Source organism: Spirosoma montaniterrae (assembly GCF_001988955.1).
GTDB classification, from domain to species: domain Bacteria; phylum Bacteroidota; class Bacteroidia; order Cytophagales; family Spirosomataceae; genus Spirosoma; species Spirosoma montaniterrae.
This window is the reverse complement of record NZ_CP014263.1, coordinates 3,429,930-3,442,106: the sequence shown is the minus strand read 5'-3', so window position 1 is coordinate 3,442,106 and position 12,177 is coordinate 3,429,930. Positions and strand designations below refer to the sequence as shown.

12 protein-coding genes are annotated in these 12,177 nt (G+C 49.5%); 9 read left to right on the top strand and 3 right to left on the bottom strand.

Annotated features, from left to right (window positions below; genetic code table 11):
• Positions 1 to 10: 10 nt before the first annotated feature.
• Positions 11 to 220: a hypothetical protein gene (locus tag AWR27_RS14895; protein WP_232325841.1), complete on the bottom strand. Its 210-nt coding sequence runs from the start codon at positions 218 to 220 to the stop codon at positions 11 to 13.
• A gap of 96 nt (positions 221 to 316) precedes the next feature.
• Positions 317 to 1,552: an ABC transporter permease gene (locus AWR27_RS14890; RefSeq protein ID WP_077134012.1), complete on the bottom strand. Its 1,236-nt coding sequence runs from the start codon at positions 1,550 to 1,552 to the stop codon at positions 317 to 319.
• A gap of 237 nt (positions 1,553 to 1,789) precedes the next feature.
• On the opposite strand from AWR27_RS14890, the gene ggt reads away from it, so the two are divergent.
• Together ggt and AWR27_RS25535 are read left to right on the top strand one after the other, a co-directional pair.
• A complete protein-coding gene (gene ggt, locus AWR27_RS14885) occupies positions 1,790 to 3,601 on the top strand; it encodes a gamma-glutamyltransferase (RefSeq protein ID WP_077131894.1) in 1,812 nt (603 codons plus the stop codon).
• A gap of 24 nt (positions 3,602 to 3,625) precedes the next feature.
• Positions 3,626 to 3,880 (top strand): hypothetical protein, encoded by a 255-nt coding sequence (locus AWR27_RS25535; protein WP_077131893.1) that lies wholly within the window; start codon positions 3,626 to 3,628, stop codon positions 3,878 to 3,880.
• An 18-nt stretch (positions 3,881 to 3,898) separates the two neighbouring features.
• On the opposite strand, the gene AWR27_RS14875 is transcribed toward AWR27_RS25535, so the two are convergent.
• Positions 3,899 to 4,111 (bottom strand): hypothetical protein, encoded by a 213-nt coding sequence (locus AWR27_RS14875; RefSeq protein ID WP_077131892.1) that lies wholly within the window; start codon positions 4,109 to 4,111, stop codon positions 3,899 to 3,901.
• 203 nt (positions 4,112 to 4,314) lie between these two features.
• Between AWR27_RS14875 and AWR27_RS14870 the strand changes: the two genes are divergently transcribed.
• The 7 genes from AWR27_RS14870 to cas2 all read left to right on the top strand — a co-directional run bounded on the left by AWR27_RS14870 (position 4,315) and on the right by cas2 (position 12,175).
• Positions 4,315 to 6,096, top strand: coding sequence for a hypothetical protein (locus tag AWR27_RS14870; protein ID WP_077131891.1), 1,782 nt, complete (start codon positions 4,315 to 4,317; stop codon positions 6,094 to 6,096).
• The gene (gene cas7i / locus AWR27_RS14865) at positions 6,086 to 6,985 is read left to right on the top strand and encodes a type I-B CRISPR-associated protein Cas7/Cst2/DevR (protein ID WP_077131890.1); all 900 of its coding nucleotides are present in this window, start codon (positions 6,086 to 6,088) and stop codon (positions 6,983 to 6,985) included. Before AWR27_RS14870 ends, cas7i begins: the two co-directional genes overlap by 11 nt.
• A gap of 11 nt (positions 6,986 to 6,996) precedes the next feature.
• Positions 6,997 to 7,710, top strand: coding sequence for a CRISPR-associated protein Cas5 (gene cas5 / locus AWR27_RS14860; RefSeq protein WP_077131889.1), 714 nt, complete (start codon positions 6,997 to 6,999; stop codon positions 7,708 to 7,710).
• Between the two features lie 4 nt (positions 7,711 to 7,714).
• Positions 7,715 to 10,006 (top strand): CRISPR-associated helicase/endonuclease Cas3, encoded by a 2,292-nt coding sequence (locus tag AWR27_RS14855; RefSeq protein WP_077134011.1) that lies wholly within the window; start codon positions 7,715 to 7,717, stop codon positions 10,004 to 10,006.
• A gap of 8 nt (positions 10,007 to 10,014) precedes the next feature.
• Positions 10,015 to 10,749 carry a CRISPR-associated endonuclease Cas6 gene (locus tag AWR27_RS14850; protein ID WP_077131888.1) on the top strand — a complete coding sequence of 245 codons (735 nt, stop codon included), beginning with the start codon at positions 10,015 to 10,017 and terminating at the stop codon, positions 10,747 to 10,749.
• Between the two features lie 62 nt (positions 10,750 to 10,811).
• The gene (cas1, locus tag AWR27_RS14845; protein WP_077131887.1) at positions 10,812 to 11,888 is read left to right on the top strand and encodes a CRISPR-associated endonuclease Cas1; all 1,077 of its coding nucleotides are present in this window, start codon (positions 10,812 to 10,814) and stop codon (positions 11,886 to 11,888) included.
• The gene (gene cas2 / locus AWR27_RS14840; RefSeq protein ID WP_077131886.1) at positions 11,885 to 12,175 is read left to right on the top strand and encodes a CRISPR-associated endonuclease Cas2; all 291 of its coding nucleotides are present in this window, start codon (positions 11,885 to 11,887) and stop codon (positions 12,173 to 12,175) included. The genes cas1 and cas2 overlap by 4 nt, the downstream gene beginning before the upstream one ends.
• The last annotated feature ends 2 nt before the right edge of the window (positions 12,176 to 12,177 follow it).

Here is a 12,177-nt window from a genome sequence, read left to right as displayed (position 1 = left end):
TATCCGGTATTTATTCTGATTGAGCCTGAATTTCTTTTTCCCAATCAGCAAGAAAATCGTCGGCTGTCGATAGCGTAATTGTACCGTCTTCAAACTTTTTCACTTCAGCCAAACCCTGCTGAATACTGTTCCATGCATGTTGTTGTGCTGTAGATAGCTTCTTCTGTTTTATCGACCGATTACGCTCCTTCCTCACGGTAAGCATACCGGCTTTTTCCATGCTTTTCAACATGCTAAGAGCATGCTTGCTGGTAACTTCAACAGTGTACGTCATTGGCTACGAATTGTTTCTATGGAAACAAATATACGGGTTTACTCATTTCGAGCGGATGGCAATAACGGGGTCCATACGGGCGGCTGAAAAGGCCGGAATAATACCCGACAACACGCCAATCACACTCGAAACGCCCAACCCCAGCGCGATGTTACCCGCCGATAGTTGCAGATCTAAACTGCCTAACTGCATAAACGACAGCAGGTAAACCAGCAGAATGCCAGCCAGCCCGCCTACCAAACTCAGCAGCACAGCCTCGAACAGAAACTGAAACAAAATCACATAGTTTTTTGCCCCCAGTGATTTCTGAATGCCGATGATGTTGGTACGTTCTTTCACGCTTACGAACATGATGTTGGCAATGCCAAAGCCGCCAATCAGAATTGAGAAACCACCAATAACCCAGCCCGCAATGGTCAACACGGCAAAGATACCACTGATGGCCTGCGCGGCTGCTTCGGGGCGGTTCATCGCAAAATTATCGGCCTGTAGGGGGCGTAGACCGCGTCGGGTGCGCATCAGCCCGCGAATTTCGCTTTCGAGTTCAAGCAGCCCCTCGTCGGTGTCGTAGCCCTTCGCCACAATGTCGATGCTGGGGTTAACCGAGTGGTACATCTTGGCAAATGCGCCCAGCGGAATCAGGCATTTAATGTCGGGGTTGCCGCCGAAGTTGAGCAGGCTCTCGCCTTTGGCTTCCTGGATGCCGATGACTACGTAGTTCAGCCCGTTGATTTTAAAACTTTTGCCAACGGGGTCTATACCGGGAAACAGGTTCTGGGCTACGTCGGAGCCAATAATGGCTACGTTGCGGGCCACGTCGATCTCCTGCTGGGTAAAATAGCGGCCCTGCGCCACAGGAACGTCGGAAATCAGATTATACTCGAACGTAATGCCCTGAATCAGCGACGTCATGCTGTTGTTGCCCTGCTTCACGGTTTGCCGCCCTTTGAAATCCATAGCTGCCACCGCCTGTGCGTTTTCCAGTTTGGCCGATAAAAACCGGTACTCGTTCATATTGGGTTCGGGACGCTGAAAATACTTCCACCACTGGTATTCGCCATCGAAATTCCACGGCCATTTCTGCACGTAAATCACCTTGTCGCCAATAAACGACAGGCTGGTGCGGATGTTCCGTTCGAGTGAATCGACGAGCGTAAACACGGCAATGATGGCAAAAATACCGACCGTTACGCCCAGCAGCGAGAGCGTGGTGCGAAGCAGATTCGAACGCAGCGCCTGCCACGCAAACCGGAAACTTTCAAATACCTGACGAAGCATTCGTGAAAGAGCGAAAAAGTGAAAGAACGAAAGAGCGTCGTGATAGAGCCACTCTTCAACCTTTTGCAGGCTAATTTCGTACAAGCATCCATATCGACCAAACAATTTCGGACGAGCAGGGGAATCTGCGGATAAGTGGCGATCCGCTTTGCTCAGGTCAACTACCCCTGCCAGATGGGTTTGGTTTCTTCCAATTCAATGGCTTCTTTTGCTGTTTCTGCAACCTGCGCTATCTATATGCTAAAACGTATTCTCTCCGGCTCTCTACTGTTGGCGGTTGGCCTGTATGCCTGCAAGACCAAACCACCCGTTTCAACTACCCCGGCAGTGCGCGAAAGCCAGGGCGTCTATCAATACGTTGAAGAAATTCCGACCCGGACAGGTACACAGGCCAGCGCGTTTTTCTCCGATAAAAAAGGCGTTGTTGGTCGGAACGGTATGGTAGCAACGGCGCACCCGATTTCGTCGGAGGTGGGGCTGTCGATCTTGCAGGCAGGTGGCAACGCGGTCGATGCGGCCGTAGCCGTGCATTTCGCGCTGGCCGTGGTATATCCGTTTGCGGGCAACCTCGGCGGGGGCGGTTTCATGGTTTACCGCGATCAGGCCGGGAAAGCCTATACGCTCGATTACCGCGAAAAAGCTTCGGGCCGGGCTACGCAGAACATGTACCTCGATTCGGCAGGGAACGTGCGGCCATCGCTCAGTATTCTGGGGCATCTGGCAAGCGGTGTGCCCGGAACGGTCGATGGCATGGTAGAAGCCCACAAACGGTTTGGTAAACTGACGTGGGCGCAGGTGCTCCAACCCGCCGTTGACTTAGCGGCCAACGGATTTCTGCTGACCGACCGCGACGCCACCGGCCTGAACCGGATCAAAGGCGATCTGCTTAAAATTAACCCCGACAAAACGTACTTTCTACGCAGCACTACGCCCGGCGACACCGTGACATGGCACAAAGGCGACCGGCTTGTTCAGACCGACTTAGCCAAAACCCTGCAGCGCATACAAACGCGGGGCCGGGCCGATTTCTACGAAGGCGAAACGGCGCGGCTACTGGCCGAAGAAATGCGCCGGGGCGGTGGCCTGATTACCGAAGACGACCTGAAAAACTACCACGCCACCTGGCGCGACCCGATTCAGGCGACGTATAAAAACTACAAAATCATCACGATGCCGCCAACCTCCAGCGGGGGCGTGGCCTTAGTGCAACTGATGCGCTTTACGGAGCCATATCCGCTGCGAAAGTGGGGCTGGAACGCCGACAGCACCGTGCAGGTGATGATCGAAGCCGAACGGCGCGTATATGCCGACCGTTCAAAGTTTCTGGGCGACCCCGACTTTGTGAAAATTCCGATGGCCGAACTGATGAGTCCCGACTACCTTCGCACCCGCTGGACCGACTTCTCGTTTGCCCGCGCTACCGACAGTAAGGCCGTTCGGGGCGGTACTATTCCCGGCTACGAAAGTTTAGAAACCACGCATTTCTCCATTGTCGATAAGGAAGGCAACGCCGTGAGCATCACTACCACGCTTAACGGGGGCTATGGCAGCCGGGTTGTGGTGGGCGGTGCCGGATTCTTTATGAACAACGAAATGGACGATTTCAGCGTAAAGCCGGGCGTGCCCAATATGTTCGGACTGATTGGCAATCAGGCCAATGCCATTGCGCCCAACAAACGGATGCTGTCGAGTATGACGCCGACAATTGTGGAAAAAGACGGTAAACTGTTTATGGTGGTCGGTACGCCGGGCGGCTCTACCATCATCACGTCGGTGTATCAGACCATTCTGAACGTCATTGAACATGGCATGAGCATGCAGCAGGCCGTTAACGCGCTGAAATTTCATCATCAATGGTTGCCCGACAAAACCATTTTTGAAAACGGTGCTTTTTCTGATAACACTGTTTTAAAATTACAGGAACGGGGCTATATACTGGAGAAATTAACCAACACGCTGGGCCGCATGGACTGCGTGATGGTTCGGCCCGACGGCAGCTACGAAGGAGCCTCCGACCCCCGCGCCGACAACACCGCACGCGGCTGGTAACTCCTCGACTGCCACCCACGCCACGTGCGCCGGTTTCTGGTCACGCTCGAAGAAGTGGGTTTTCCGGTAGAAAAAGAAGGAAGCCGCCACCTGCTGCTGGAAGAACGCCCAACCACCCGCCCCAACATTTACCCTGTACCCGACGACGCAACGTTCTCGTACCGCTACACGGGCGAAGTGCGCAGTTGGATAGGTGTAGGCCGGTTTATTCTGGGCTTACCCGGCCAGATACGTATCGACAGCCCGGATAAATTGCGGGCGTATGTGCGGGGCGGGTAGGGGAGTTTGTGTCGTGAGTTAGGGATGGGAAGAAAGTAATTCCTGTAAAATTTCGGGAGTTAATCCACGCTGTGCAGCTTTGAAGCTAATGTAGTCCATGACCTGTGTGAGACTTGATGATTCGGATAAACAGTCGGTCACCAATTGTGACACAAATGTTTGCTGTTGCTCCGACAAGGCCCGAAAACGTTCGGCAGTTGTTTCGGGAACGGGAAGTTGCAGGATAGTCATGGCAAAACGGATTATAGATCAACGAAGATACAACCAATTAACCAATAAAGTTTTGTGACAGAATACGTCACTTTTCTGATGTTGCTTTGCTGACAAAAAAATAAATCACTGACCTTTTTCGAGTTCGCCCGATTAAGGGTTGGAAGACGGCAAAGGGCTGTTGTTGAGAAACATTAAGGTTTGACTTTGAAACGGAAAAAACGATGAGTGTAGAAAAAATAACCTTTAACCAAACCCATAACGTTTTTCTGGATAACGGCATCGTGGCAATGTATCGTTATCTGCGAAGAATAGAGGATGGTGAATTAGGCAAACTAAAAAAGTTTAGCCTAACTGAAGGAACCCACTTTGGTTTGGAGCCAGATAATCTTTGGCTGAACCATCACGATTTATTTGGTCTGCTTGAAGACCTGTATTATGAAATGGGTCGCGAGGTGTATGATACCTACACAGATAAGCAACTAGCTGAGGGTGGAAATCTCTTCTTTACGGTTGGTCAAAACGGAGAGTTAACAGCCACACCGTTCCCTAAAATGAATACCTATGGTCTGACAGAACTTTTGACCAATAATGCACAGGGAACTACCTCAAAAGAAGTTAATACTGAAAAGATAGAATCGATACGTAAACGGGATTCGGCATTGGCTGATAAAATTGAAGTTGAGTTTAACAACCGTAAGCTAAAGTTATTGAGTAAGGTGTACTTCAATGAGCCATATACTAAGCTAACCCGTTTAGAACCACCCCAAAACGCCTACTTCGAGCCGGGACCAAACCCGTGCTATCTGACGGGCGAGTCTGTAAAGCGATTGGTTGATGCTCAAAATATTTCGCCATTCATCTCTGGTATAAGTGCCTTTAGTTCGCATCGAAGCACAAACGACAAGAAGGTAAGTTGGAAAGCCCTTTATTTGAGCCGATTTGCCGCTGCAGCCTGCTTCTATCAATACCCAGGTAAGCTACGCGATGCGCTGAATGTGTATCTGATTTACTCGGATAATCTGAAGAATCTGTATGAGCTTCTTCGGGATAAATTTGATAAAATCACCCGCCCCGCCGATTTGCTTCGGCAGCAGGAATACATTGCTAATTTCCCCATGTCCGACGAAAATAATGCGCTTGGGCGGGCTGGCGATTTTATCGGACGAAATGAAAACCTTTTCTACATGCTCCACACACTTTATAACAGTGTGATGAAAGATAGGAAGTCCTTTGAGCAATTGGAAATGCTTAAAATGCTTGGAATAGCTGATCGAAGTATTGGTATTGTATCCCTTCGGGCAGAATCGTTTGCCGCCACTATGCGGCCCAATCAGTTTGAAAATCTTCATCATGTCAAATTTGTGTTCGCCCTCATTCATCGGTTTAGGCAACAGGGCGTGTCTATCCCCAACGTTTGGCAGAGCCTGAAAATCATTAAGCCATCACTACAAAGCAACCGCGACCGATATTGTATGGAACGCCAGTTTCGGGAAAAATTTGTCGGAAAGGTGCTGAATGCTCAAAGCATTTTGTCTGATATGGAAGGCTTCTTCAATGACTGCTACGGCTATTTGCTTGATGTGCTGAACGAGCCGGGAAAAAGCATCGGCTTTAAACGCTACAACGACCTTGTTAAATTCATTACACAGTACGAATTAATTGTTAATCAAGAAGTTATGCAGAACGAAGACTTGCAGAAACGCGCCCTCGGCTTGGGCGCACAAGTAGGGCAAGGAATTCTGAATTATAATCAGAATGACCGTAAAACTAATGCCCGACAAGGCCGAAAGTACATCATCGCCCTTCGCAAAGCGAATCAGTTTGCGGGTTTTATGGACCAACTGTCGCGTGTACAATCGCGCTTTACGCTCAACATTAGTCGCGACCTGCTTGAAGGCATCAATGAAGACAATTATGCCTGGATTAAACAATTTGTAATTATCTCGGCACTCAACCAAATCAATCCCGAACTCAGTCCCAAATCGCAAACCAATGAAAACTAACAGCCTGACCATCACCTACCTTTCCAAAGTGTCGTTTGCCAGCCTAAATGGGGGCGATAAAGAAGTGGATAACATCGTGACAATTAAAAAAGTCACACTTGATAACGGCGACCAACTACCCTACCTATCCTCGCAAGCTGTGCGCCGTGCGCTGCGTGACAAGCTTGAAGAACTTGGCTGGGCGGTTTCACCGGTTGCAAAAGCCAGTGAGGATAAAGGAGCCGCAAAAACGAGCCTTGACCCGGCGCAGTACATTGACGATGATTTGTTCGGTTTCATGGACGCGGCCAAAGGGAAAGATGCTGAAAAAGGCAAAGCGACCGTTCGCACGTCGCCCGTGCGTGTAGAAGCCTTACTTGCGCTAACGAAGTATCAGGAAGATTTGGACTTTGGCACCAACTACATGGCTAAAAAAGTGGAAGGCGGACAGCCAAACATTTTTGAGACGGAAATCCATTCGGGCATTTACCGGGGAACCATCCTGATTGAACTCGACCGCGTTGGTGCGGGTGAAGGTTTTGAGAAAACAGGTAAATTGTCTGCCGATGAGCGGGCTAAACGAGTTCAGGGCTTAATCGATGCGTTCCAAACCATGTGGAGTTCGGGGCGTCAGTCGCGGTTTCTGGCTGACATATCGCCAAAGTTTATGGCGGCTGCCTGTATGAACTCAAAGAATCCTATTTTTCTGGAAGCAGTGAGAACAGACCGAAATGGGCAGGTGGATGTAGCGGCTTTGCAAACCGTGCTTTCGGACTACGACCAATTTATTACTTCGTCGGTGCTGGCAACGCAGGAAGGCGTTTTTGGTAAAGCGGAAGGGGTAGTGAGTTTGAAAGATGGTTTTTCGGCTATTAAGCAGTGGATTCGGGATTACTACGCGGCTAATTAAACTGTTACCTTATGTTGTGCTGTACGATTGAGTTAAAGTCGGTTACGGCCTCGTTTCGGAATCCAGAATTTCAAAATTTCCATAAGTCGTTCCCATTACCCCCGCCAACGGCCCTTATCGGGCTGGCGGGGGCTGCACTGGGCTACTCGCCCCGACAGGCGCAGGATTTTTTTGATACAAACGGATTTCGCGCGGGTGTGTCTGGCAAAGGTGAGGGAATGACCCGCGACCTTTGGAAATATGACCGACTTACCGGGACAGGAAGTAGTATCATCCTGCGCGAATTGTATGTCAATACGCACTACAGGCTGGTGTTTGGGAGCGAAAATCATGCGGCTGTGGAGCAACTAAGGCAGGCGTTTGACCGACCCTTTTACGCGCTCACATTAGGCCAAAGCGATTCATTGGCTAAAGTGATGCAAACTACGCTGACAGATGCCGTAACGGATGGCCGAACGCTGGAGAATACGCTGGTTGAAGGGGATATAGTACCCGCCATTTTGGAGCAAGTGCTATATGGTGGCACGTTTGCGCTTAGCCTGAGTACGTCAGACCCAATAGCGTATCAATTACCAACACGGTTTCAATACAAATCAGATTACGGTATGCGGACGGTAGCCAAACGAAAACTATTTTCATTCGTAGGGCCAAAGGTTACGTTTCAAAATCAGACGTTTCCAGGTGTTCAGGTTGGCGATGTGTTTGTTCCACTTTTCGCGCTCTAATACTATGATTGACCATTTGTTAGCCAAGACGAAAGACCGCGAATCGCTGTCAACGCACACGGATTTGGTATTAGGAGCGTGGCAGGAGTTGCATACGCGCTACGCTGCTGTGTTAGAAGAAGATGAATCGTTTTGGTTCGACGCTTTCATTGCCGCCTTGTTCCATGACTTCGGCAAAGCATCGCTGAATTTTCAGAATATGCTTCGCAAAGAATTGGGCGAATCTATTTCGGAAAATGGTTATGAGCCAATGCGCCACGAGTTTTTATCTGGCGTATTATTGGCTGCTCACACCATGCTGAAAGCACGTTCCCGGCAAGATATACAGCCAAATCCAGCACAAGTCTTTGCGGTTTTTACCCATCACAAAGATTTTACCCTTGATTTATTTTGTAAGGACGCTGATAAACAATGGAAAATAAGACCGAGCGATGCTGATGCTTTTTTTGCCTACGCAAGTCAGCGGCTTGGTATGTATTATTCTGAGAAAGGGGCTTTTCTAAACGACATTGAGACAACTTGGCAATTTATAGAGGACAAGCCAGCGAGTTCATTGCTTATGTTGAAAGACCATGTAGTTCAGTCAACGCTGGCTGATTTAGAGGAAAAGCGCAACTATGTTTATCGTAAAACGTACCTGTTGCAAAAAGCCCTTCTAATGATTGCCGACTGGACCGCTTCGGGTCATCGGAAGCTGGAAACTACACTGGCTTACGATGTTGAGTTGATCCGGCAAAAAATAGTCGAACGGGTTGCAAAAGCAGGGGGTACGTTCTCAGGGTTTCGGGAATTTCAGGAAAGGAGCGGGCAACTATCGGGTAATGTTCTGGCAATTGCGCCTACGGGTAGTGGTAAAACTGAAGCTGCTTTGCTGTGGGCTACTCAGCGAGAGGGTTACGAGAAGATTGTTTATCTACTCCCTACGCGGGTCACAGCCAATGCTTTGTTCAAACGTTTAGATAGCTTCTTTGGCTACACAGCCGATAAAAAGCCTGAACGATTTACGGCGGTTGTCCACTCATCGGCCAAACTGTTTCGGCTTGACCTCGATGAGAATTATGAAAACCTAAATTACCTGCGTGAGTCGGCTTTTTTCAAAGCCGTGACTGTTGCAACTGTTGACCAAATGCTTACGCAGGGATTCAACCTCGGCTGGTGGGAGATGAAGACATTTCATCTGTTTCGGGCGCGGGTGATTCTGGATGAAATACACGCCTACGCACCGTACACCCTGGGCCTTATCGTCGCCACTATTCGGTATCTACGCGCTAATTTTCAGACTCAGTTTTACGTCATGACAGCTACAATGCCCCAAAAATTACAGGTATTATTGGCCCGTGAGTTAGGTATTGGTGATGATAAAATTTTACGTGATCAGCAATTGTTGGATAAAAAGCGAAACACATTCTATACGACTGAAAAGACAATTGACCAACTCAGGCCAAATGTTGAAGCAGATTTGAGAGAAGGAAAGAAAGTGCTGATTGTAGTTAATACGGTTGATGAAGCTATTCGGCTCTATGACCAGTATGCAAGCGTCAAAAACAGGATGTGCTATCATTCCCGCTTTATTGTGAAGCATCGTACTGAGAAGGAAAGACTAATTCTGGAGAATGAGGAAAAGGCACCGAATCAAGGTTTTTTATTAATAGCTACGCAGGTCGTAGAGGTATCGCTTGATATTGACTATCAATCACTCTACACTGAAAATGCACCGATTGATGCCATTATCCAACGAGCAGGCCGAATTAACCGTAAACGCAGTGAAACATTGGGAAAAGTAGTGATCTTTCCGCATTCCGAAACGACAGAAAAGCACGTCTATGACGAACCCCAAGGTATTCTGAAAAAAACTTTTGATGAACTCGAAAAACGCAAGGGAACTGATTTATCAGAGCAGGATTTGCTTGACTTGGTTGAGGTAGTTTATGATGGATGGAACGTAGAAGCTGATAAGCAATATATTGACGCGTTGACAAAGTATGAACGCCTTTTAAAAAAGCACTGCGCTTATCTGTATGATTTTAGTGGTGATTTGGAGCAGGTTTTTACCCGCGAAGGGTTGGATACAGTTAATGTGATTCCCAATTGTTATCAAATTGAGTTAGCAAATGCCAGCATTTTAGAAAAGAGTAAGCATGAAGTAGCAATACGCAACCATCGCTTCAAATCAGGCCGAAAAGAGAAAGACATGAAACATAGCTGGTTTCAATATTTTGATTGTGATTATAGCTTTGAAAAAGGCTTGCGATACAAGGCGAAGGAGAATCACGCCGGAACTACTCACCACCACTAACCCCCGCCATGCCAACCACCACCCAAATCCCTCTCACCACCATTACCTTCCCTGAAATTGCGCTCCGAACGCGGGACGCGCATAAGCTGCGGGGGTATTTCGGCGAGTTGTTCCGCGAACATTCGCCCCTGCTGCATAACCACCTCGAAGCCGACGATGCCGATGGGAACGCGGGCGTGAAATACCGATATGCCTACCCGCTCGTGCAATACAAGGTGCTTAATCACGTACCTACGCTCGTGGGGGCGGGCGAGGGAGCCGGATTGCTGGCACAACTGTTTTTGCAAATGCGGGAGATCAACATTGCCCGTAGCGAGGGTGATGCGGCATCCCGACCGGCTGAAACCTTCCCCGTGCTCAGTAAGCACATCCGGCACGAGCAGGCTACGCTTGGTATGACAGACGACCTTGTTGATTATCGCTTTGAAACGCTCTGGATGGCCCTCAACCAAACCAACTACCGCGATTACCGGCACTACACCGAAGCCGAACAACAGGCGCAGCTAAAGCGCGTACTGACAAGTCAGATTCTGGCGACGTTCCGCGAGTTTGGATTGTGGCTCGAACCGCACGAGCGCGTGATGGTGCGTTTGCGGGTGCAGGAACGACAGACGCAGTTTAAAAACCAGACAATGGTGGCGTTTTCGGGCGGCTTCACGGCCAATGTGCTGCTGCCCAATGGCCTGGGGCTGGGTAAAGCCGTGTCGCGGGGGTTTGGGGTAGTGATGAGTGATGAACGATGAGTGATAAGTGGGCTGACGCAACATACTCATCACTCATCGTTTATCACTCATCACTATCAAAAATGCAACTCCACATCACAACCTACGGCACGTATCTGCACGTGAAAGACAGCATGTTCGACGTTCGGCGCAAAGGCGACGACGGGCGGGTGCTGAGCGCGACTTACTCGGCAGAGAAGGTGACGCATATCCTGCTGGCGACTGGCACGAGCCTCAGTACCGATGCCGTGAAGCTAGCCATGCGTCATAACGTCGATATTGTGTTTCTCGAACGCGACGGCGATCCGATGGGGCGGGTGTGGCACGCCAAATTGGGCAGCACTACCAAAATCCGAAAGCGACAATTAGAAGTGAGTCTGGGGGCCGAGGGACTGCGCTGGGTGCGAACCTGGTTATTGGCTAAACTCGACAATCAGGCGGGGTTTATCCGTAGTCTGAAAAAGCACCGGCTTCAGCACTCAGCTTACTTAGACGACAAACTGGCACGGCTCGACGCACTGTCTGTTTCGATCTCTACGCTCGACGGGGCGCGGGTGGCCGACGTGGCCGATACGCTGCGGGGGCTGGAAGGCACCGCCGGGCGACTTTATTTTGAGACGCTCAGTTATGTGTTACCCGCTGATTATCAGTTTAACGGGCGTAGCAGCCGACCGGCACACGATGCATTTAATGCGTTTCTGAATTATGCGTATGGGATGCTGTATGGCAAAGTGGAGAAAACACTGATGCTGGCCGGACTTGATCCGTATGTGGGATTTCTGCACCGCGACGACTATAATCAGTTAAGTATGGTATACGATTTTATAGAGCCATATCGCGGCTGGGCCGATGAGGTAGTATTTCGGTTGTTCTCGGCTAAAAAAGTCAACAAAAGCCATGTCGATGCGGTGTCGGGTGGCCGTAACGGAGGGGCAAAAGCAGGCGAATCCACGCCGGGCGAATCCACGCCGGGCGTCTCGCTGAATGCCGAAGGTAAACCGTTGCTGGTAAATGCGTTCAACGAATTTATGGACAACGACCCCATTCGATACCGAGGCCGTAATTTGGTTCGCAGCCATTGTATTCAACTCGATGCGCATCAATTTGCCAATGAGCTTATCGGAAAAACGGGCGGTATGCCCGAACTGACAATGTTATGACTATCTGGGTTTTATATGATATCGTGAACGATAAGGCTCGCTCCAAAGCGGCTAAACGATGCCAACAGGCGGGGCTGTATCGGGTGCAGTTTTCGTGTTTTCTGGGTACGCTGACGCAAAACCAGAAAGACACGCTGCAATTGCAATTGGAAGAACTTATCAACGAGGAGACCGATAAGGTGTATATTTTTCCGATGAGCCGGAGCGAGTTACAGCAAACGGTTCTGCTGGGGCAAGCCTTCGACCGAAAGCTCGTGACGGATGAAATTCGAGCCTTGTTTTTTTAACC